Genomic DNA, 21275 nt, shown 5'->3' on the forward strand with positions numbered 1-21275 from the left:
CAACAATACACTATACAATAAAAAAGCACTTTTAGGAAAGAAGACGAAGATTATTTTGGAAAGAATCGAAAGATTCAATTACTCTCGCTGTTAGTTCAAATAATACAGGTAGAGACGTTGCGCTGCAACGGCTTTGCAATTTAAGTAAAACAGAGTCTCGTAGCTCAGCTGGTTAGAGTACTACACTGATAATGTAGGGGTCGGCAGTTCGAGTCTGCCCGGGACTACTATTTTCACTTAAAAAGAGGAAATTCTAGAGGTTGAAATCCTTATTTTTTTGGAATTTGGAATTTAAAAATTTGGAATTTAAAAAAATTGGGGGATTAGCTCAGCTGGCTAGAGCGCCTGCCTTGCACGCAGGAGGTCAACGGTTCGACTCCGTTATTCTCCACCAAAGAAGATTCAGCAGGATGGTGCTGGAGCGTCCCGATTTTCATCGGGAAGGTCAACGGTTCGACTCCGTTATTCTCCACAAAAGCCCCTCCTAACCTCCCCAAAGGGGAGGAACAAAGAGCAATCGGCTCTCCCCCTTCGGGGGAGCTGGAGGGGGCTTAAAGTTCATTGACATATTGAGATAAAAATATTTAAAAAGTAGAAAGCATTTTGTAGAGACGTTGCAATGCAACGGCTCAAACAGAATAAACAAAACGGTCATTCTTAAATGAATGATTAGTACAATAAGCAAAATAAGGGCGTATGGGGGATGCCTAGGCTCTCAGAGGCGAAGAAAGGCGTGATAAGCTGCGAAAAGTTACGGGGATTGGCACACACGATATGATCCGTAAATACCTGAATGGGGCAACCCACTATGTTGAAGACATAGTACACCGATAGGTGGGCGAACCCGCTGAACTGAAACATCTAAGTAGGCGGAGGAGAAGAAAACAAAAGTGATTCCGTAAGTAGTGGCGAGCGAACGCGGATTAGCCCAAACCAATGTTGTTACGGCAATGTTGGGGTTGTAGGACCACGACATTTCTTGCACAAAGAATTAGAATCTACTGGAAAGTAGAGCCATAGAGAGTGATAGCCTCGTATAAGTAATAAGTGTAAAGGATAGTGGTATCCTGAGTAGGGCGGGGCACGTGAAACCCTGTCTGAATTTGGCGGGACCATCCGCTAAGGCTAAATACTCCTGAGAGACCGATAGTGAACCAGTACCGTGAGGGAAAGGTGAAAAGAACCGTGAATAACGGAGTGAAATAGATCCTGAAACCATACGCTTACAAGCGGTCGGAGCCCTTTCGTGGGGTGACGGCGTGCCTTTTGCATAATGAGCCTACGAGTTAACGTTGCTGGCAAGGATAAGTGGTTAAGCCACGGATCCGTAGCGAAAGCGAGTCTGAATAGGGCGCTTTAGTCAGTAGTGTTAGACGCGAAACCGTGTGATCTACCCATGGGCAGGTTGAAGCTGTGGTAACACACAGTGGAGGACCGAACCGGTTGTCGTTGAAAAGACTTCGGATGACCTGTGGGTAGGGGTGAAAGGCCAATCAAACTCGGAAATAGCTCGTACTCCCCGAAATGCATTTAGGTGCAGCGTTGGTCATAAAGTTATATAGAGGTAGAGCTACTGATTGGATGCGGGGGCTTCACCGCCTACCAATTCCTGACAAACTCCGAATGCTATATAATGTTTACCAGCAGTGAGGGCTTGGGTGCTAAGGTCCAAGTCCGAGAGGGAAAGAACCCAGACCATCAGCTAAGGTCCCCAAATATATGTTAAGTTGAAAGAACGAGGTTTGTCTGCCCAGACAGCTAGGATGTTGGCTTGGAAGCAGCCATTCATTTAAAGAGTGCGTAACAGCTCACTAGTCGAGCGGACGAGCATGGATAATAATCGGGCATAAACATATTACCGAAGCTATGGATTTTGCATTAATTTGCAAAGTGGTAGGGGAGCATTCTAACAGGGTAGAAGGTGTGTTGTAAAGCATGCTGGACTGGTTAGAAAAGAAAATGTAGGCATAAGTAACGATAATGCGGGCGAGAAACCCGCACACCGAAAGACTAAGGTTTCCACAGCTATGCTAATCAGCTGTGGGTTAGTCGGGACCTAAGGCGAACCCGAAAGGGACAGTCGATGGACAACGGGTTAATATTCCCGTACTACTGTTAACTGTGATGGGGTGACGGAGTGATGAAAGTACCGCGAACTGACGGAATAGTTCGTTGAAGGCTGTAGCTATAGAATTTGTAGGCAAATCCGCAGATTTTGGCAAAGGCTGATAGTACTCGGCGTCTTCGGACAAAGAGATAGTGTACCTAAGGGCTTCCAAGAAAAACCTCTAAACTTCAGGTTAATAGTACCCGTACCGCAAACCGACACAGGTAGTCGAGGAGAGAATCCTAAGGTGCTCGAGAGATTCATGGCTAAGGAATTAGGCAAAATAGACCCGTAACTTCGGGAGAAGGGTCGCCAGCAGCAATGCTGGCCGCAGTGAAGAGGTCCAGGCGACTGTTTATCAAAAACACAGGGCTCTGCAAAATCGTAAGATGAAGTATAGGGCCTGACACCTGCCCGGTGCTGGAAGGTTAAGAGGAGATGTTATCTTCGGAGAAGCATTGAATTGAAGCCCCAGTAAACGGCGGCCGTAACTATAACGGTCCTAAGGTAGCGAAATTCCTTGTCGGGTAAGTTCCGACCTGCACGAATGGTGTAACGATCTGGACACTGTCTCAGCCATGAGCTCGGTGAAATTGTAGTAACGGTGAAGATGCCGTTTACCCGCAGTGGGACGAAAAGACCCTGTGCACCTTTACTATAGCTTAGTATTGACCTTGGATAAATGATGTGTAGGATAGGTTGGAGACTGTGAAGTGGCGTCGCTAGGCGTTGTGGAGTCATTGTTGAAATACAACCCTTTGTTTATCTGAGGCCTAACCCCACAAACGTGGGGGACATTGCTTGGTGGGTAGTTTGACTGGGGTGGTCGCCTCCAAAAGAGTAACGGAGGCTTCTAAAGGTTCCCTCAGTACGCTTGGTAACCGTGCGTAGAGTGCAATGGCATAAGGGAGCTTGACTGAGAGACATACAGGTCGATCAGGTACGAAAGTAGAGCATAGTGATCCGGTGGTTCCGCATGGAAGGGCCATCGCTCAAAGGATAAAAGGTACGCCGGGGATAACAGGCTGATCTCCCCCAAGAGCTCATATCGACGGGGGGGTTTGGCACCTCGATGTCGGCTCGTCACATCCTGGGGCTGGAGAAGGTCCCAAGGGTTGGGCTGTTCGCCCATTAAAGTGGCACGCGAGCTGGGTTCAGAACGTCGTGAGACAGTTCGGTCTCTATCTACTGTGGGCGCAAGAAATTTGAGTGGATCTGATTCTAGTACGAGAGGACCGAATTGGACTAACCGCTGGTGTATCTGTTGTTCCGCCAGGAGCATCGCAGAGTAGCTACGTTGGGAAGGGATAAGCGCTGAAAGCATATAAGCGCGAAACCCACCACAAGATGAGATTTCTTTTAAGGGTCGTGGGAGATGACCACGTTGATAGGCTATAGATGTAAAGGCAGTAATGTCATAGTCGAGTAGTACTAATAACCCGTAAGCTTATGTACACCTTTTCCCGAGCCGAAAGGCTCGGGGAGAAACTTTCTAGATTCCCGCCTAGGCGAGAATGACAATTAAAAATTCTTTATCTCAGTATGTTAAGATATTGTGTAATGTTAATTAGCAAAAGCTAGTTACCCATTGCAAAACGACCTTAAGGTGGTTATTGCGGCGGGGCTCACCTCTTCCCATCCCGAACAGAGTAGTTAAGCCCGCCTGCGCAGATGGTACTGCAATTTGTGGGAGAGTATGTCGTCGCCTTTCTTTTGAAAAACCCTGTTCTAACGAACGGGGTTTTTTTGTTTTACAAAGGTTTTGAGTAATATTTAAGCCCGCTGGGATTCCTCCTCTTACTATCAAATGTCACCTTTCTTTAAATCCTCATCATTTATTTGGTGAGGATTTTTTTATAGGTGCGACGTGTCACTTCGCTCGATCCGTCGCCTTTGCTTCGCTCGTTCGGCTAATGCCTCGTTTTTTTTTGTTTTATATCATTTTTTTTAAATATTGGACTAACTCCAAAACCTTTTTTTTTTTCAAAAAAAACTGCATTTTGATTCCACTTTAAATTGATTTTCTATTTCTTAAATCCTTATTTTTGCATTCAACATTAGATTTTTATGCAAAAATACATCGATCAACTGAACGAAGCGCAACGAGAGCCCGTCCTCCAAAAAGATGGGCCAATGATTATTATTGCTGGTGCAGGCTCCGGAAAAACCAGAGTGTTGACTATACGTATCGCTTATTTAATGAGTCAAGGCGTTGACGCTTTTAGTATTTTGGCCTTAACCTTTACTAATAAGGCGGCTCGCGAAATGAAAAACCGTATCTCGGATATTGTCGGGTCCAATGAAGCCAAAAATCTTTGGATGGGGACCTTTCACTCGGTTTTTGCTCGAATATTGCGATCAGAATCGGATAAATTAGGGTATCCTTCGAATTTTACGATCTATGATTCTCAGGATTCTGTTCGTGCGATTTCGGCGATTATCAAGGAAATGCAATTGGATCGGGATATCTACAAGCCCAAGCAGGTTTTAAGTCGTATTTCTTCTTATAAAAATAGTTTAATAACAGTAAAAGCGTATTTCAATAATCCCGAGTTACAGGAAGCCGATGCGATGAGTAAAAAACCTCGTTTGGGCGAAATTTATCAGAATTATGTCGAGCGTTGTTTCAAAGCCGGAGCGATGGACTTTGATGATTTGTTATTAAAAACTAATGAATTGCTAACGCGCTTCCCTGAGGTTTTGGCTAAGTATCAGAACCGATTTCGGTATATTTTGGTCGATGAGTATCAAGATACCAATCACTCACAGTATTTGATTGTTCGTGCTTTATCGGATAAATTCCAAAACATTTGTGTAGTCGGCGATGATGCTCAAAGTATTTATGCTTTTCGCGGTGCCAATATCAATAATATTTTGAATTTTCAGAAAGATTATGAAGGGGTAAAAACCTTTCGATTGGAACAAAATTACCGTTCGACCAAAAATATTGTGGAAGCTGCTAATACTATTATCGATAAGAATAAAACTAAACTCGATAAAATTGTCTGGACCGCCAATGATTTTGGACCTAAAATCAAAGTGCATCGTAGTCTGACCGATGCCGAGGAAGGTCGTTTCGTGGCAAGCACTATTTTCGAACAAAAGATGCAACAGCAATTGACCAATGGTAAATTTGCTATTTTGTATCGTACGAATGCCCAATCACGTGCAATGGAAGATGCCTTGCGTAAAAGAGATATTCCGTATCGAATTTATGGTGGTTTGTCTTTTTATCAAAGAAAAGAAATCAAAGATGTTTTGTGTTATTTGCGCTTGGTTCTGAATCCAAAAGATGAGGAAGCATTGGTTCGTGTTATCAATTATCCACATCGCGGAATTGGTGATACTACCGTCGAAAAGCTTACCGTGGCAGCCAATCATTACAAGCGTTCCATATTTGAAGTGATGCAAAATATTGACAAAATCGATTTGAAACTGAACTCGGGCACCAAACAAAAATTGCAAGATTTTGTGATGATGATTCAAAGTTTTCAAGTGATTAACGAAAATCAAGATGCTTTTTATATCACCGACCACGTAGCTAAAAAAACGGGATTGGTTCAAGAATTAAAAAAAGATGCTACTCCCGAAGGAATGGCAAAAATTCAAAATATCGAAGAATTATTAAACGGTATCAAAGACTTTACCGAAGGACAACGAGAGATTGATGGTGCTCGTGGTGCGTTATCGGAATTTATGGAAGATGTAGCGCTTGCAACCGATTTAGATAAAGACACTAGCGATGAAGATCGAGTGGCTTTGATGACCATACATCTGGCCAAAGGATTGGAGTTTCCGCACGTATTCGTAGTCGGAATGGAAGAAGATTTATTCCCAAGCGCAATGAGTATGAGCACGCGAAGCGAACTCGAAGAAGAACGCCGTTTGTTTTATGTGGCTTTAACTAGAGCAGAACATCAAGCATATTTGACGTATGCTCAATCCCGTTACCGTTGGGGAAAACTCACCGACAGTGAACCTTCGCGTTTTATTGAAGAAATCGACGGACAATATCTCGAATACCTTACGCCCGAAGAAAATAATTACCGCTACAAACCAATGATTGACAGTGATATTTTTGGGGATGTCGATAAATCTAAATTGCGTTTGGCAAAACCTACTGCAGGTACGCCACCAAGCCCTCCAACCGCCGAAGGGGGAGCTAGAACCGATTTTAACATTCGTAAACTGAAACCAGTTTCGAGTAATTCCGGTGCTGCCAATTTATTTGATAATAAGCTGTTGACGGGAAATATTGTAATGCACGAACGTTTTGGCAAAGGCGAAGTATTAAACTTGGAAGGCGTTGGCGCAGACAAAAAAGCAGAAATCAAATTTGAAGTAGGAGGAATCAAGAAATTGTTGTTGCGTTTTGCTAAGTTGGACGTGATTGGGTAGGGTGTTGATAGTTTGTTGTTTATAGTTTATAGTTCTGGCGAGAATAAATAAATTTGAAGATTTAGAAATTTAGCAGAAAGCTAGAGAAATATGTCAATTTGTTGAAGTATTAATTCAAACAACATCATTAAAAACAAACTACTCACTCAAAGACCAAATAGATAGAAGTTCTGGTTCAGTGATGGATAATATTGCTGAAGGATTTGAAAGAAATGGAAATAGGGAATTTATACAATTTTTGAGTATTGCAAAAGGTTCTGTTGGAGAGGTAAAATCTCAATCATACAGAGCCTTTGATAAAAAGCTAATTTCAGAAGAACAGCATTTGAAATTAAACGAAATAACTGAGATAGAAAAAAATAAGATAGGGGCTATGATGAATTATTTACATAACTGTGAAATCAAAGGACTAAAATTTAAATGATTCAACAACTCTAAACTATAAACAACAAACTAAAAACTTTAATGGCACAATTCATAAAAATATACGAAGACAAGCCAAGCGAAGCTGCAATTGCAAGAGTCGTAAAGGTTTTGCAAGACGGCGGGTTGGTCATTTATCCAACAGACACGGTTTATGGTTTAGGGTGCGATATTACCAACAGTAGGGCTTTAGAACGCATTGCCAGAATTAAAGGAGTGAAGTTAGAAAAGGCCAATTTCTCCTTTATTTGCTCTGATTTGAGTAACCTTTCCGATTATGTAAAGCAAATTGATACCGCTACATTTAAAATATTGAAAAGAGCATTGCCTGGCCCTTACACTTTTATTTTGCCTGGGAATAACAAACTTCCGAAAGAATTCAAAAAGAAAACCACGGTCGGAATTAGGGTTCCCGATAATTCTATTGCCTTGGAAATGGTAAGGATGTTAGGAAATCCAATTGTTTCTACTTCGATTCGTGATGAAGATGAAGTAATCGAATACACCACCGACCCTGAACTTATTTTCGAAAAATGGCAAAACCTTGTTGATATGGTTATCGATGGTGGTTATGGAGATAATCTTGCGTCAACCATTATTGATTTATCAGGATACGAACCGGAGGTGGTTAGAGAAGGCAAGGGGAGTTTGGATATTCTGTAGATTTTCGATATAAGATTTAAAAACAATTGTAAACAAAAACGTCCCGATTTCTCGAGACGTTTCTTATTTCTAAACAAACGGAACACTAATTAAGGTTGTTGTTTTTTCATTTCTTTCTCTACCATTTCATAGAATTGGTCAATTTTTGGCATTACATAGATTCTAGTTCTTCTGTTTTTTGCTCTATTTTCAGCAGTATCATTCGATACTAACGGCACATAAGAGCTTCTACCAGCTGCGATCAATTGGGCAGGATTAACACTCAATTGCTCTGATAATACACGTATAATTGATGTAGAACGTTTTACACTCAAATCCCAGTTGTCAATTAAATCACCTTTTCCATTATATGGCACATTGTCGGTATGACCTTCAACCATACATTCAAAATCAGGTTTGTCATTGACTACTTTTGCAACTTTTTCTAAAACACCTTTCGCTTTATCTGTTACATTATAGCTACCGCTTTTGAACAACATTTTATCAGAAATAGAGATGAAAACGACTCCTTTTTCAACATTGATTTCGATATCCTCGTCATTCAATCCAACTACCGATTTCAAACTTGTAACCACAGCAAGAGTAACACTATCTTTTTTGGTTAAAGCGTCTTGCATTCTGCTGATTTTCAAATCTTTTTCTTTGATTGACTCTAGCGCTTTTTCAATATTTTGCGCCCCTTGTTTCGTTAATACTGTCATATCTTTAGATTGTGCGATCAAATTTTGGTTTTGATCTTTCAAGCCATCTACCGTAGCTTTGAGCCCTGCTTTTTCTTCTAAACAAGAATTCAATTTTACAGTACAGGAGTTCAACAAATCTTGAGTTTCTTTATTTTTTGCTTCTAATGCAGCATATTTCTTATTAGAAACGCAGGAAGTTAAAAGCATTACTAGGGATAAGGCAATTACAACTTTTTTCATAAATGTTAAAATTTTAATTATTGATGTTTTACAAATTTAGTTATTATTTATTGATTTAGTACCTAAAATATTGTTAAATACTTTTATTTTCTTTATAAAATACAAGTAAACAACATTTTGTGTTTTGTAGTAGTTTTGGAATTGAAAATGTTCTCTTTTTTTATAATATTTGAATAATAGCCAATAAAACGAAAAATGAGCCTTTAAAACAGCAAGCAGATGCTTCAATTTTCCTTGCAAAAGAAATTGAATTCCTGCTATTCCGTCTAAAATCAGTCGGATAAAAAGCACGGGAAACAGTTGGTTTTTCGGTAAGTTTTTGAGCATCATCAACAACGAATTTCTGAAATTTAGAAATGTTTTTCTCGGGTTTCCTTGTTGCAAAGTCGCTCCGCCCACGTGATAGACTTTAGATTGCCAATTGTATTTGACGATATGACCTTTATTGAAAGCGCGCCAACACAAATCGATCTCTTCCTGATGGGCGAAAAAATCAGCATCGAAACCTTTTAGTTCCTTATACACTGAACTTCGTATAAAAAAACACGCGCCCGAAGCCCAAAATATTTCGCAATGGTCATCATATTGTCCGTTGTCTTTTTCCAAAGTGTCAAACATTCGCCCACGGCAAAACATATAACCGTATTTATCCATAAAACCACCCGCAGCGCCAGCATACTCAAAGTATTCTTTGCGTTTGAAATCTAAAATTTTAGGTTGGATTATAGCCGTTTTGGGTTCATTTTCGAAAGTTTCGATGATGGGTTCTAACCAATTTTCGGTAACTTCAATATCAGAATTGACCAAAGCATATATCTCGGCATCAACGTTTTTTAAAGCTTCATTATACCCTTGGGCAAAGCCAAAATTACTTTCGTTTTCTACGATTTTTACTGTTGGAAAATTCGCTTTTACAAAAGCAACAGAATCATCAGTCGAAGCATTGTCGGCGACAAAAATGTCAGCTGCAGAAGAATATTTTACGATGTAAGGCAAGAACTGTTCTAATAATTTTGTTCCATTCCAATTGAGTATGACAACGGCTATTTTCATTTAGATTTATTAGATTTTAAGACTTTTATGATTTTAGATCGTTTAGCCGTTTTTGAATGTTTCCTTTTTTTATTTTTGTAAAATAAAAAGTGACAATATATACAATAAGAATATATGGACAATAAACTAAATAAGACATAATTGCTTTTAGAGGCCAGCCAATTCCCATCATACTTATTTCTAAGTTTTTTACTTTATCTAGGTTTTCAGCTGAAACATTTTCAAATCTTTCAATAAGATTCATCGAATCGAAATTGTAACCGTAATGAGAAAGAAGAATTTTAGTAGAAAAGTGAGACCACCACGCAACAATTAACATCAAAATTGAAGTTATTATAATTCCAAAAATTAAGTAAAAAATAAAATTATTTTTAACATTTAGTTTGTTTAACTTATATATTATAAATGAAGGTGAAACAATCAACCCTATCAATAAAAAGAATGAAATAGTTGTAGTTATTATTTGCATTTTTTATCAACTTAATTACTTTTTATATCAATTTGTCTATTCTCTTTAATCTATTTTCTATATTCTCTGTATCGTAATCCGGCAATTCATTCAAAAACTCATATTTCTCATTTTCAAAATCCATTTGACAAAAGTAATGATTCAAACCATTGGTTACCATTAAATATTGGGCTTTCAAACTCATATTGTAGCGGGCGATTTGATCGAATGTCGCTTGGGCAGTTTTAATTTCAGGCGCTTTGCATTCTACCAAAACAAAGATGGACCCATCGGGATTGAAAACCACAATATCGTATCTTTTTCGCAATCCATTGACATTTAATACTTTTTCGACATTGATTAAAGATTTGGGGTATTTTTTTTCTTCTAATAAAAACCGAACCACGTGTTGGCGAACCCATTCCTCAGGTGTGAGAATGATGAATTTTTTCCTGATTTCGTCGAAAATAGAGACTTTATTTTCGCTATTTTTGAAACGAAAAGAATACGAAAGAAAATTGAGTTGTTGCATAAAGCAAAAGTAAGACTTTTATAATAGAGAAAAAAGAGAATAGAAAATAGACTGATAGATGATAAACGAAGAGATAAAGGAAAATAAAAAAAAGGAGATAGTGTTTAGAATTTTGCAAATCAGAAATCTAAAATCGTTAATCTAAAATCAGAAATCTTAATGGACGAAGTAGTAAAAATAGTCAATGATATCAAGGCGGGCAGCATCAAACCTATCTATTTTTTGACGGGAGAAGAGACCTATTATATCGATAAATTATCCGATTTTATAGAGCAAAATATTTTGACTGAGGACGAAAAAGGCTTCAATCAAACGGTTTTATATGGTCGTGATGTGACTATTGAAGATATCGTTTCTACTGCCAAGCGCTATCCGATGATGGCAGAACGCCAAGTGGTTATTGTGAAAGAAGCTCAGGATTTGGCCAAATCTATCGATAAGCTCGAGAATTATGCTGAAAACCCAATGTCTTCAACAGTTTTGGTTTTTTGTTACCGCAACAAAACATTGGACAAACGTAAAAAAGTGACCAAAATTTTGGCCAAAAATGGCGTCGTTTACGAAAGTAAAAAACTATATGAAAATCAAATTGGCGATTGGATTAAGCGGGTTTTATCAGGAAAAAATTATTCGATTGAACCCAAAGCCAATGCAATGTTGGTTGAATTTTTGGGTAATGATTTGAGTAAAATCAACAATGAATTAGAAAAATTGCAAATTATTTTGCCAAAAGGCAGTACCATTACTCCCAAACATATTGAGGAGAATATTGGTTTTAGTAAAGATTTCAATAATTTTGAATTGTTGAATGCTTTAGGCTCCAAAAATCAGTTGAAGGCGTACCAAATTGCTCAATATTTTTCTGATAATCCGAAAGCAAATCCACTAATTGTGACCACAAGTACGGTTTTCGGTTTCTATGTCAAACTACTAAAATACCACGGCCTGAAAGATCGAAATCCAAAAAATGTGGCTGCGGTTCTGGGAGTGAGCCCATTTTTTCTGAAGGATTATGATGTGGCACTGAAAAATTTTCCGATGAAAAAAGTCAGTCAAATCGTGTCCTCGTTACGTGATGTCGATGTGAAAAGCAAAGGAGTAGGAGCCAATGCGCTTCCGCAATCAGATTTGTTGAAAGAAATGCTTTTTAAAATATTTAATTAGCACTGAAAATTTACGATATTTGCACTTCTTAAAAAAAATAATAAAATTTAGTTATGGGAATGAATAAAAACACCATTTTAGGATGGGCGACATTGATAATGATTTTAATGGGATTGTTATTGATAGGCCTAGGGGCTTTTAGATATGATGATGTAGCAGGTTGGGGATTTGCAGCCGTTGGCTTAGGATTCTTGGCGAATGCCTGGGTTTTTAACTCGCTTAAGGGAAGGGTGTAAGCCCCCCAACCCCCGGAGGGGGAGCTAGAATGATAATTTTTTTACAACAAATAAAAAATAAATAAAAAATATGGCAGACGATAAAAAAGTAATTTTCTCAATGCAAAAATTGAGCAAAACTTATCAAGGAGCAGACAAACCGGTTCTTAAAAATATATATTTGAGCTTCTTTTACGGAGCCAAAATTGGAATTCTGGGGCTTAATGGTTCTGGAAAATCTTCGCTTTTGAAAATTATTGCTGGTGTAGATAAAAATTATCAAGGCGATGTGGTTTTTCAACCCGGTTATACTGTAGGATATTTAGAACAAGACCCACAATTAGACGAAAACAAAACCGTTCTCGAAATTGTTCAGGAAGGAGTTGCCGAAACAATGGCCGTTTTGGAGGAGTATAACAAAATCAATGATTTATTTGGCCTTCCAGAAAATTACGAAGATGCCGATAAAATGGACAAATTAATGGATCGTCAAGCGGCTTTGCAAGACAAAATTGATGCTCTTGGTGCTTGGGAAATCGATACTAAACTGGAAATTGCGATGGATGCCTTGCGTACTCCAGACGGTGATACTCCGATTAAGAATTTATCAGGTGGAGAACGTCGTCGCGTGGCTTTATGCCGATTATTGCTGCAACAACCCGATGTTTTGCTTTTGGATGAGCCAACGAACCACTTGGATGCTGAATCTGTTCTTTGGTTAGAGCAACATTTGGCACAATATGCTGGAACTGTAATCGCGGTTACACACGATAGGTATTTCCTAGACAATGTAGCGGGTTGGATTTTGGAACTCGATAGAGGAGAAGGCATTCCGTGGAAAGGGAATTATTCGTCTTGGTTAGAGCAAAAATCCAATAGAATGGCGCAGGAGGAAAAAGTGGCTTCGAAACGTAGAAAAAACTTAGAGCGCGAGTTGGATTGGGTTCGTCAAGGTGCCAAAGGCCGTCAGACCAAACAAAAAGCACGTTTGCAGAACTACGATAAACTCTTGAACGAAGACCAAAAACAATTGGACGAAAAATTAGAAATTTATATTCCAAATGGTCCAAGATTGGGAACAAATGTGATTGAAGCCAAGAATGTTGCCAAAGCATTTGGTGAAAAATTATTGTATGATAATTTGAATTTCACGTTGCCACAGGCAGGAATTGTTGGAATTATTGGGCCAAACGGTGCGGGTAAATCGACGATTTTCAAGATGATTATGGGCGAGCAAAAAACCGATAGTGGAGAATTTTTGGTTGGTGACACAGTGAAAATTGCTTATGTAGATCAATCGCATTCGAATATTGATCCGAACAAATCGATTTGGGAAAACTTCGCCGATGGTCAGGAATTGATTATGATGGGCGGACGACAAGTAAATTCTCGTGCCTATTTATCTAGGTTTAATTTTGGTGGAGGCGAACAAAACAAGAAAGTGTCAATGCTTTCTGGAGGGGAAAGAAACCGTTTGCATTTGGCCATGACTTTAAAGGAAGAAGGAAATGTACTTCTGTTAGATGAGCCTACCAATGATTTGGATGTCAACACACTTCGAGCCTTGGAAGAAGGTTTAGAAAATTTCGCAGGTTGTGCTGTGGTTATTTCGCATGACAGATGGTTCCTAGATAGAATCTGTACGCATATTTTAGCGTTTGAAGGCGATTCAGAAGTGTATTATTTCGAGGGAGGCTTCTCTGAATACGAAGAAAATAAAAAGAAACGTTTGGGTGGAGATTTAACTCCTAAACGATTGAAATACAGAAAATTGATACGAGGTTAATGGTCAGTTTTCGAATGTGTTAAATACAAAAAGAGGATACCTTATGGGGATATCCTCTTTTTTTGCATTCTATCTTAATTATTTTTTCTTATCGGAATTCATCATAAAGTAAACGGCTGCAATTAAACCAATTATTACTAAACCAAAAACAAAAATCATTATAAATGACCCGTTTCCCCATGAATATAAAGGTATTCTTCCCATAATTAATTTTTCAAGATGGGTCAAATTTAGGAGTATTGACCAACATTAAATATGATAAATGTCATAATTGCTATTTTTTATAAAAATTTTGATGTTAATTCTGGAGTTGGAACCATACAACTCTCTTTTTTACCATACCATTTGTAACGATTGTTGGCAATATAATCATAAAGTTGATTGCTTATTCCGCTGGGAATAATTCTGAAAACAGTTCCAAAATGAAAAAATCCACCAAGATTTTTTGCAATTTCAATTGCTGCAGCTGATTTGTAATAATAGGCAACGCCAGGGTCATATAGAATAACGCTGTCAATATTTTTTGTATCGATACCGATGTGTTTTAGGATTTCCTGACCCAATTCCGATTGCAAAGCTACAAATCGAAATACATCCTTTTGGTCGTGTTGAATCACAAATTTCACCGCCGAGTCACATAAATTGCAAACGCCATCGAAGAGGATTATTTTTTTGTTTTGAGGTAGATTATTCATAATTTAAAATTATTTCTTACCCGTTTCTACAAATTCCAACAGATCCAAACTGACTTTCGATGTAAAAACGCCATAATTGACTGTGGCTTTATTTTTTTCAATACTATCGATGCTTCCCACTGCTTTTCCGTCAAACATTCGCACTCTGTCGCCCACCTTTAAAATGGGTTTTGGTTTTTCGATAATAGGTTTAAGTTTCTTTTCTTTTTTGGCAACCCTAATTTCCTCTACTTTGACTTCAATCTCTTTGACTACTTCTTTTTTCTTCTCCATAATTGCCTTAGCTTCTTTTGGAGTCGCTTTGATACGTTTAGAATTTTCGATTTCTATGATTTTCAAAAACTCCCCAATCAAGTCTTTTTTGTTTTTATTATTGAAATATTTTTGCGCTATGTCTTCTATTTTTTGCCCGATATAAATCGTTTTTTGCTTACTATCGTACAATTCTTGATAACTCTCCAGTTTTTGTTTGATTTTTTCATTGATATTTTCCATTTTCTTGCTTTCCTCCCTAGCTCGAATTTCTTCTTCTTTCAAATTGATTGAAGTTTTTTCTAATTTCGAACGCTCTTTTTGAAGCGTGGCAATGGTCTTGTCAAAACGTACTTTTCCGCCTTCAATTTTCTTTTTCGCCCTATTGATCAAGCTGAAAGGAATCCCATTTTTCTGAGCTACTTCAAAAGTAAAAGAACTTCCTGCTTGACCCAAAACTAATTTATAAATAGGTTCCAATGTTTTTTCGTCAAACAACATATTGGCATTGATGGCAAAAGGTAACTCGTTCGCCAAAAGTTTAAGGTTTGAGTAGTGCGTCGTAATGATTCCAAAAGCTTCGCGATGGTAGAATTCTTCTAAAAAAATTTCTGCCAAAGCACCACCTAATTCCGGGTCGGAACCCGTACCAAATTCGTCAATCAAGAACATCGTTTTTTTGTTGCATTTCTTCAAGAAATAGTTCATATTCTTGAGTCGGTAACTGTAGGTACTTAAATGATTTTCAATAGATTGGTTGTCGCCAATATCGGTCAAAATCCTATCGAACAAAAAAGTTTCGCTGCGTTCGTGCACGGGAATCAACATTCCGGATTGTAGCATCAATTGTAATAATCCAACGGTTTTTAGCGAAATAGTTTTTCCTCCAGCATTGGGTCCAGAAATGACGATGATTCGTTTTTCTTGGTTTAATTCGAATGTTTGCGGATGTGTAACCTCGTTTTTCTGCTTGTTATTCAAATACAAAATAGGATGGAAGGCATCTCTGAAGAACAATCGGCGGTCTTCGGTAATTGTGGGTAAAATGCCGTTGATTCTGTTGGCATATTTTGCTTTGGCAGCAATCACATCAATATCGCTCAAGAAATCTTGGTATTGTATCAGTAAGGGCAAAAACGGCCGAATATAATTTGACAATTGTTTCAGAATTCGGGCGATTTCTTCTTTCTCTTCGTATTCTAAATTGCTTAATTCTCGCGAATATTTTAAGGTGGTTTCGGGTTCGATATACGCAATACTTCCAGTTTTGGAACTACCTAAAATCGATCCTTTCACTTTACGGCGATACATTGCTAAAACGGCTAAAACCCTACGATTTTGAACAAAACTTTCCCGAATGTCATCAAGATATCCTAAGGAATTGTATTGCGTTAAAGCCATACCAAAACTTTGATTCACTTTACCGCGAACCACATTCATATCGCGACGAATATTGAGCAAATCCGGCGAAGCATTGTCTTTTATTTCTCCATATTTATCAACCACCATATCTATCAAACTGCTGATTTCTTTGGTAATTTGTATTTCAGATGCTTTTTTATTCAAATAGGGATAATAGTCTTCGAATTTCTTGAAATAATTCAGCATAAAATTCGTGGTTTCCGAAAGAGTGGCAATTTTTCTAAAACTACCCACTTCCAGAAAACTGTCCTCTATGGCCAAAAACTTGATTTCGTAGGTTATCGCGTCAAATCCGTGATTGGGAATGGCGTTGTTGTTTTGGAAAGAAGAAACATATTCCGAGGTTTGCATTAAAGCATTCATCAAGGATTCCTTATCTCGGAATGGTGTAATTTCTAGCGCTTTTTGCTTGCCAATATCGGTATTGCAAATGGCCGAAACGGTTTCGAGAACAGTTGGAAATTGTAAATCTTGAAGTGTTTTTTCTGTAATGGATATCATTTAATTCTTGAATTGAATAGTCGCAAAGTTACAAACTTGTTAAGTTGTAATAATCTAAAAAAATAATATTTATATTTGTTAAATGAAAAAGGACGAAATAATCAATACTTTAAAAACAGACAAGCAATTCCTTAAAGATAATTATGGAGTTGTTTCCATTGCTTTGTTTGGTTCTTACGCAAAAGGAGAGGAAAACAAGAATAGTGACGTTGATTTTATGGTCGAATTTACGGAACCCTCTTACAGTTTATTAATGGGATTGTATGTTTATTTAGAAAATAAATTAAATTCTAAAATTGAAATCGTTAGAAAAGGACCGCATTTGTCGAATAGATTTCTTGATAACATCAAAAACGATTTGATTTATGTATGACGAAGTATATCAATATTCACTTGAAACGATTTTAGATCATATTACGGTTTGCAACAAAAGATTTTCTGAAATTCATAATCCTGACGATTTTGTTTGCAATGATTATGGGAAAACTTTACTCGATGCCATTGTAACAAGACTGCAAGCCATTGGCGAAAATTTAAAAAATACTTCAAGAAAGCACAATTTATTGGAAAAAAATTATCCAGAAATAGAGTGGAACAAAATTGTTCGATTTAGAGATTTTATTTCCCATCATTACGAAATGTTGGATTATGAAATTGTTTATGAAATATGTAAGGATTATTTACCAAAATTAGAAGTTGTTATAAAAACTGAATTAGGTAAATTTTAAAAATATGAACCCCAACCTCAATCCTTCTTGGCAAACTATTTTATCTGACGAAATCCAGAAACCTTATTTCAGGAATTTGATGAAAGCCGTCGATGAAGAATACCAAAACCATACTTGCTTTCCGCCAAAAGAGTTGATTTTTGCTGCTTTTGAGCATTGTTCGTTTCAAGATTTGAAAGTGGTTATTATTGGACAAGATCCCTATCACGGTACAAATGAAGCCAACGGTTTATGCTTTTCAGTGAATGACGGCATCAAAATCCCACCTTCCTTGCGTAATATTTTTAGAGAAATGAACGAGGATTTGGGCACTGTTTTTTTTCCAATTTCGGGAAATTTAGAACCTTGGGCAAAGCAAGGAATATTGCTTTTGAATGCTTCGCTTACAGTTCGAAAAGACAGTCCCAATAGTCATAAACACTTGCAATGGAATGTTTTTACCGATGCCGTAATCCAAAAAATTTCGGACCAAAAAGAACAGATTGTTTTTTTGCTTTGGGGTAGTTTTGCGCAAAAAAAAGGTTCGAAAATCGATAGAATAAAACATTTGGTTTTAGAATCAGGTCATCCATCGCCAATGAGTGCTAATCAAGGAAAATGGTTCGGGAATAGGCATTTTAGCAAAATTAATTTATATTTGAATGATAAAGGAATCGGTTTGATTGACTGGAGTTCTAACCAAAAATTTTAAAATGTTGTCTATGAGATTTTTTCGCATTTGTATTATCATAATGGTAGTTTTTATGGAATTTGGATGTTCTTCAACCAAAAAAAATAGGCTATCTGAATCCTTAGCATCGGATAATCCGAAGATCAAAAACGTAATGTCTAATCCTGATGTATATGAACTGCAAGTCATTTATACTGAAATTATAAGAGACAAAAATAATAAGGTGAGTTTTAAAGATTTTACGTATCGTTTAAATGCCAACAATTATTTTTATCCTGCAAGTACAGTCAAATTTCCTTTTGCTTTGATGGTGCTTGAAAAGTTAAATACTATTCCTGGGACTTCAATGGATGATACTTTTAAAATCGATGGTAATCCAACAGCCTATAAATTCACGGACGAAATGACTAAAGTGTTTGCGGTAAGTGATAATGAAGCCAGTAATCATTTATTCGAATTGATTGGATTTGATTATTTAAATCAAGGGATGAAGGATAAAGGACTTTCGCCATTTCGTATTTCGCATCGAATTTCTGTACCAGATTCTGGAAATCCGTTAGTGCACAAAGTGACCATCACAAAAGACGATAAAACAGAAGTATCGACCGAAGAAAAACTAAATTCGGCAAGCAAACCATTAGAAATAAATGGGGTTAAAAAGGGGAAGGGGTATTACAAAGACAATTTATTGATAAATGAGCCTTTCGATTTTTCTCAAAAGAATTATTATCCATTAGAAACACTGCACAACACATTGAAAAGACTCGTTTTCCCGGAAGCATTTAAAGTGTCTCAACGATTCAATTTGACAAAGGAACAGAGAGATTTTGTTTTATTTTCGATGTCTAATTTGCCTAAAAATGCAGGTTATGACGCAAAAGAATATTATGATGGGTATTGCAAGTTTTTTATGTTTGGCGATACCAAAGAAAATATTCCGGCTAATATAAAGATTTACAACAAAGTGGGCGACGCTTACGGAACTATGATTGATTGTGCCTATATTGTTGATACCGAAAATAAAGTAGAATTTATGGTTTCAGCAACGCTGTTAGCCAATAAAGATGGAATTTTTAATGATGATTCCTACGATTATGATGCGATTGGATTTCCATTTTTGGCAGAATTGGGAAGGCAATTGTATGCGAAAAATTTGAAAAAATAATTTTATTTAATCCGTTGGGTCTAATTCAATTTAGATTTTTTAAACGCATAGATTCATAGTTTTTTTAAGGATTTTAAAAAGACGCTTCGCTTGATTTTAGTATATCATAGCTATGTGAAACCAAAAATTGGGCTATTAACTCTTTTATCTATGATTCTATGCGTTTCAATTTTATTTTTCTAAATATTTAATAATTACATCCAGCAGGTTTTTATTTAGAATTTTTATTATCCAATTGATACCAATTCCACGAAATGCCATCTTCTAGATATTGCTCGGTCATTTGCATTCCAATTTTTTGAAGAATTCGATTTGAAGCGGCATTGTCAGAATGAGCTGCAGCTTCCATAGTTTTGATATTCATTGTTTGGAAAGCATAGTTCAACCAAGCACCAGTTGCTTCGCTAGCATAACCTTTTCCCCAAAATTTCTCGTCCAATCGGTAGCCAATATCGTAGAAATTAGTTTTGTTGTTTACTGTTTCAGTGTTGAATTTTAAGCCAGCCCAACCTATAAATTCATTGGTTTCTTTTAAAATTATGGCAAATCTCCCGATGCCGTTGTCTAGGTATTGTTTCTGAACAAAGTCAATGATTTCGTAAGTTTCTTCGATTTTTAGAACGGGTTTGTTCCATAAATATTGATGCACTTTGGGATTGCTGTCCATAGCAAAAAAAGCTGCTGCATCAGAAAGTTGGAATTCACGAAGAATAAGTCTGTCGGTTTCGAGGATTAGGTTCATTTTAATAAATCAGTTTTGTGTTTTTCAGATAGATAAGGTTCGGCGAAATCTGCAATATCTAAATCTACATATTCATTTATTAAGGCTTTTACAATAGAATAATCAATGTTTTTAGTGATTTCCACAGAAAAATATTTTTTATTTAATCCTTCGGATAGACAATTTATTAAATTTAGCCTTTCTCGAATTATTTCTTTGTCGAAACCATCTTTTAGAATTACTACTTGAATTATTGAGTTGCCTGAATACTCGATTGTTTCTTTATAAACCAATCTTTCTTCAAGTTCATCATATTCAGCTAAAAATAAATCGTCAGTTGCAATTTGTGGGCCATAAAAAGGTATGCTGTCAAGTTTATATATTCCATTTTCTTTGTCAATTATTTCAGCCCACATAGTTTCAACAACTTCTTCTTCTAAAACATCGCTGTAATATCTGAACAGAATTTTTTCGAAATTATTTAATTCATCATTCATTACTCAACTAATTTCCCCAAAGCATACCCAATCAATTCATCAACCGCTTTATAGGGATCTTCGCTGAAAGTACCGTTGGCGCGATTAGCAATGATGGCGTTTAAGGACAAACAGTGATGTCCAAGAAGTTTGCCCAAACCATAAATGGCGCTTGTTTCCATTTCAAGATTGGTCATTCGGGTGCCATTAAAATTGAAACTGTCCATTTTTGAATTCAGATTTTCATCTTGAATGTTCAAACGCAAAACCCTTCCTTGTGGACCATAAAATCCGCCAGCTGTTCCTGTAATTCCTTTGAAAATTCGGTCGCTTTCCATTCTTTTTTCTAGTTTTTCTGAACAAGCTATTACATACGGGCGTCCTTTTTTCAAATCCCAATTGGTGTGTTCGATGAAAGCATCTTCCATAGCAATTTCTGCGATATCATCAATCAAGTAGGAGCGGAGCATATTGTCTAAGCCCAAACCAAATTTTCCCATAACGAAACTATCCACAGGAATATCAGCCTGCAAGGAACCCGAAGTTCCAATTCGGATAATGTTTAATGAAGTGAGTTTTTCTTTTGGTGTTCTGGTTTTCAAATCGATGTTGACCAAAGCATCCAATTCGTTCATTACAATGTCGATATTGTCTGGACCAATTCCAGTTGACATTACGGTGATTCGTTTGCCTTTGAAAAGTCCGGTTTGGGTTTTGAATTCTCTCTTTTGAGTCGAAAATTCGATGCTGTCAAAGAATTGTGTAATTTTTTCAACACGGTTTTGGTCGCCTACGAAGATGATGTCGTTGGCAATGTGTTCTGGTAATAGGTTCAAATGATACACACTTCCGTCTGGATTGAGTATCAATTCTGATGATTGTATCATAATAGCCCCCTAACCCCCGAAGGGGGAATTCCTATTGGGGTAAATA

Annotated in this window: 18 protein-coding genes, 2 tRNA genes, 2 rRNA genes and 1 pseudogene; 14 read left to right on the plus strand and 9 right to left on the minus strand. The window is 37.2% G+C overall.

Annotated features, from left to right (window positions below; genetic code table 11):
• The first annotated feature begins 153 nt into the window (after positions 1–153).
• The 7 genes and pseudogenes from E1750_RS00560 to E1750_RS00590 all read left to right on the plus strand — a co-directional run bounded on the left by E1750_RS00560 (position 154) and on the right by E1750_RS00590 (position 7591).
• Positions 154–227 (plus strand) — tRNA-Ile (locus tag E1750_RS00560).
• 90 nt (positions 228–317) lie between these two features.
• A tRNA-Ala gene (locus E1750_RS00565) sits at positions 318–394 on the plus strand.
• A 281-nt stretch (positions 395–675) separates the two neighbouring features.
• Positions 676–3562: ribosomal RNA gene (locus E1750_RS00570) — 23S ribosomal RNA — on the plus strand.
• A gap of 147 nt (positions 3563–3709) precedes the next feature.
• Positions 3710–3818: ribosomal RNA gene (rrf, locus tag E1750_RS00575) — 5S ribosomal RNA — on the plus strand.
• Positions 3819–4174: 356 nt separating this feature from the next.
• Positions 4175–6505 (plus strand): ATP-dependent helicase, encoded by a 2331-nt coding sequence (locus tag E1750_RS00580; protein ID WP_133274883.1) that lies wholly within the window; start codon positions 4175–4177, stop codon positions 6503–6505.
• 34 nt (positions 6506–6539) lie between these two features.
• Positions 6540–6929: pseudogene (locus E1750_RS00585) on the plus strand (four helix bundle protein).
• Positions 6930–6970: 41 nt separating this feature from the next.
• Positions 6971–7591, plus strand: coding sequence for an L-threonylcarbamoyladenylate synthase (locus tag E1750_RS00590; protein ID WP_133274884.1), 621 nt, complete (start codon positions 6971–6973; stop codon positions 7589–7591).
• Between the two features lie 89 nt (positions 7592–7680).
• On the opposite strand, the gene E1750_RS00595 is transcribed toward E1750_RS00590, so the two are convergent.
• Genes E1750_RS00595 through E1750_RS00610 form a run of 4 tightly spaced genes read right to left on the minus strand, consistent with a single transcriptional unit; the run spans position 7681 to position 10547 of the window.
• Positions 7681–8514 (minus strand): OmpA/MotB family protein, encoded by an 834-nt coding sequence (locus tag E1750_RS00595; protein ID WP_133274885.1) that lies wholly within the window; start codon positions 8512–8514, stop codon positions 7681–7683.
• Between the two features lie 36 nt (positions 8515–8550).
• The gene (locus E1750_RS00600; protein WP_133274886.1) at positions 8551–9567 is read right to left on the minus strand and encodes a glycosyltransferase family 2 protein; all 1017 of its coding nucleotides are present in this window, start codon (positions 9565–9567) and stop codon (positions 8551–8553) included.
• 25 nt (positions 9568–9592) lie between these two features.
• Complete coding sequence (locus E1750_RS00605) at positions 9593–10036, minus strand: hypothetical protein (protein WP_133274887.1); 444 nt, start codon at positions 10034–10036, stop codon at positions 9593–9595.
• A gap of 22 nt (positions 10037–10058) precedes the next feature.
• Positions 10059–10547, minus strand: a complete 489-nt coding sequence (locus E1750_RS00610; protein WP_133274888.1) for a type I restriction enzyme HsdR N-terminal domain-containing protein — start codon at positions 10545–10547, stop codon at positions 10059–10061.
• A 159-nt stretch (positions 10548–10706) separates the two neighbouring features.
• Here E1750_RS00610 and holA point away from each other — a divergent pair, with 159 nt between their 5' ends.
• The 3 genes from holA (at position 10707) to ettA (ending at position 13712) form a co-directional block, all read left to right on the plus strand.
• Positions 10707–11711, plus strand: a complete 1005-nt coding sequence (gene holA / locus E1750_RS00615; protein WP_133274889.1) for a DNA polymerase III subunit delta — start codon at positions 10707–10709, stop codon at positions 11709–11711.
• Positions 11712–11764: 53 nt separating this feature from the next.
• Complete coding sequence (locus E1750_RS00620; RefSeq protein ID WP_133274890.1) at positions 11765–11947, plus strand: CAL67264 family membrane protein; 183 nt, start codon at positions 11765–11767, stop codon at positions 11945–11947.
• Positions 11948–12017: 70 nt separating this feature from the next.
• Entirely contained in the window at positions 12018–13712 is a 1695-nt protein-coding gene (gene ettA / locus E1750_RS00625) for an energy-dependent translational throttle protein EttA (RefSeq protein ID WP_133274891.1), read from the plus strand.
• A gap of 281 nt (positions 13713–13993) precedes the next feature.
• Here the strand turns inward: ettA and E1750_RS00630 are convergent, their stop codons facing one another.
• On the minus strand, positions 13994–14407 hold the full coding sequence (locus tag E1750_RS00630) for a thiol-disulfide oxidoreductase DCC family protein (RefSeq protein WP_133274892.1): 414 nt from the start codon (positions 14405–14407) through the stop codon (positions 13994–13996).
• Positions 14408–14416: 9 nt separating this feature from the next.
• Entirely contained in the window at positions 14417–16582 is a 2166-nt protein-coding gene (locus E1750_RS00635) for an endonuclease MutS2 (protein ID WP_133274893.1), read from the minus strand.
• Positions 16583–16664: 82 nt separating this feature from the next.
• Between E1750_RS00635 and E1750_RS00640 the strand changes: the two genes are divergently transcribed.
• Genes E1750_RS00640 through E1750_RS00655 form a run of 4 tightly spaced genes read left to right on the plus strand, consistent with a single transcriptional unit; the run spans position 16665 to position 19145 of the window.
• Positions 16665–16955, plus strand: a complete 291-nt coding sequence (locus tag E1750_RS00640; RefSeq protein WP_133274894.1) for a nucleotidyltransferase family protein — start codon at positions 16665–16667, stop codon at positions 16953–16955.
• Complete coding sequence (locus E1750_RS00645) at positions 16948–17310, plus strand: HepT-like ribonuclease domain-containing protein (protein ID WP_133274895.1); 363 nt, start codon at positions 16948–16950, stop codon at positions 17308–17310. Before E1750_RS00640 ends, E1750_RS00645 begins: the two co-directional genes overlap by 8 nt.
• Positions 17311–17314: 4 nt before the next feature.
• A complete protein-coding gene (ung, locus tag E1750_RS00650) occupies positions 17315–18001 on the plus strand; it encodes a uracil-DNA glycosylase (RefSeq protein WP_133274896.1) in 687 nt (228 codons plus the stop codon).
• A gap of 10 nt (positions 18002–18011) precedes the next feature.
• A complete protein-coding gene (locus tag E1750_RS00655; protein ID WP_133274897.1) occupies positions 18012–19145 on the plus strand; it encodes a serine hydrolase in 1134 nt (377 codons plus the stop codon).
• Between the two features lie 211 nt (positions 19146–19356).
• On the opposite strand, the gene E1750_RS00660 is transcribed toward E1750_RS00655, so the two are convergent.
• From E1750_RS00660 to E1750_RS00670, 3 genes are read right to left on the minus strand one after another with little or no spacing between them, the layout of a single operon-like run.
• A complete protein-coding gene (locus tag E1750_RS00660) occupies positions 19357–19887 on the minus strand; it encodes a GNAT family N-acetyltransferase (RefSeq protein WP_133274898.1) in 531 nt (176 codons plus the stop codon).
• On the minus strand, positions 19884–20363 hold the full coding sequence (locus E1750_RS00665; protein WP_133274899.1) for a DUF4265 domain-containing protein: 480 nt from the start codon (positions 20361–20363) through the stop codon (positions 19884–19886). Before E1750_RS00665 ends, E1750_RS00660 begins: the two co-directional genes overlap by 4 nt.
• Complete coding sequence (locus tag E1750_RS00670) at positions 20363–21229, minus strand: nucleoside phosphorylase (protein WP_133274900.1); 867 nt, start codon at positions 21227–21229, stop codon at positions 20363–20365. Before E1750_RS00670 ends, E1750_RS00665 begins: the two co-directional genes overlap by 1 nt.
• Between the last annotated feature and the right edge of the window lie 46 nt (positions 21230–21275).

The organism is Flavobacterium nackdongense (genome assembly GCF_004355225.1).
Taxonomy (GTDB): Bacteria; Bacteroidota; Bacteroidia; order Flavobacteriales; family Flavobacteriaceae; genus Flavobacterium; species Flavobacterium nackdongense.

Excerpts from the sequence above, each read along its gene's own strand:
- E1750_RS00580 (WP_133274883.1), top strand. The coding sequence starts at position 4,175 with ATGCAAAAATACATCGATCAACTGAACGAAGCGCAACGAGAGCCCGTC.
- E1750_RS00590 (WP_133274884.1), top strand. The coding sequence starts at position 6,971 with ATGGCACAATTCATAAAAATATACGAAGACAAGCCAAGCGAAGCTGCA.
- E1750_RS00595 (WP_133274885.1), bottom strand. The coding sequence starts at position 8,514 with ATGAAAAAAGTTGTAATTGCCTTATCCCTAGTAATGCTTTTAACTTCC.
- E1750_RS00600 (WP_133274886.1), bottom strand. The coding sequence starts at position 9,567 with ATGAAAATAGCCGTTGTCATACTCAATTGGAATGGAACAAAATTATTA.
- E1750_RS00605 (WP_133274887.1), bottom strand. The coding sequence starts at position 10,036 with ATGCAAATAATAACTACAACTATTTCATTCTTTTTATTGATAGGGTTG.
- E1750_RS00610 (WP_133274888.1), bottom strand. The coding sequence starts at position 10,547 with ATGCAACAACTCAATTTTCTTTCGTATTCTTTTCGTTTCAAAAATAGC.
- holA (WP_133274889.1), top strand. The coding sequence starts at position 10,707 with ATGGACGAAGTAGTAAAAATAGTCAATGATATCAAGGCGGGCAGCATC.
- E1750_RS00620 (WP_133274890.1), top strand. The coding sequence starts at position 11,765 with ATGGGAATGAATAAAAACACCATTTTAGGATGGGCGACATTGATAATG.
- ettA (WP_133274891.1), top strand. The coding sequence starts at position 12,018 with ATGGCAGACGATAAAAAAGTAATTTTCTCAATGCAAAAATTGAGCAAA.
- E1750_RS00630 (WP_133274892.1), bottom strand. The coding sequence starts at position 14,407 with ATGAATAATCTACCTCAAAACAAAAAAATAATCCTCTTCGATGGCGTT.
- E1750_RS00635 (WP_133274893.1), bottom strand. The coding sequence starts at position 16,582 with ATGATATCCATTACAGAAAAAACACTTCAAGATTTACAATTTCCAACT.
- E1750_RS00640 (WP_133274894.1), top strand. The coding sequence starts at position 16,665 with ATGAAAAAGGACGAAATAATCAATACTTTAAAAACAGACAAGCAATTC.
- E1750_RS00645 (WP_133274895.1), top strand. The coding sequence starts at position 16,948 with ATGTATGACGAAGTATATCAATATTCACTTGAAACGATTTTAGATCAT.
- ung (WP_133274896.1), top strand. The coding sequence starts at position 17,315 with ATGAACCCCAACCTCAATCCTTCTTGGCAAACTATTTTATCTGACGAA.
- E1750_RS00655 (WP_133274897.1), top strand. The coding sequence starts at position 18,012 with ATGAGATTTTTTCGCATTTGTATTATCATAATGGTAGTTTTTATGGAA.
- E1750_RS00660 (WP_133274898.1), bottom strand. The coding sequence starts at position 19,887 with ATGAACCTAATCCTCGAAACCGACAGACTTATTCTTCGTGAATTCCAA.
- E1750_RS00665 (WP_133274899.1), bottom strand. The coding sequence starts at position 20,363 with ATGAATGATGAATTAAATAATTTCGAAAAAATTCTGTTCAGATATTAC.
- E1750_RS00670 (WP_133274900.1), bottom strand. The coding sequence starts at position 21,229 with ATGATACAATCATCAGAATTGATACTCAATCCAGACGGAAGTGTGTAT.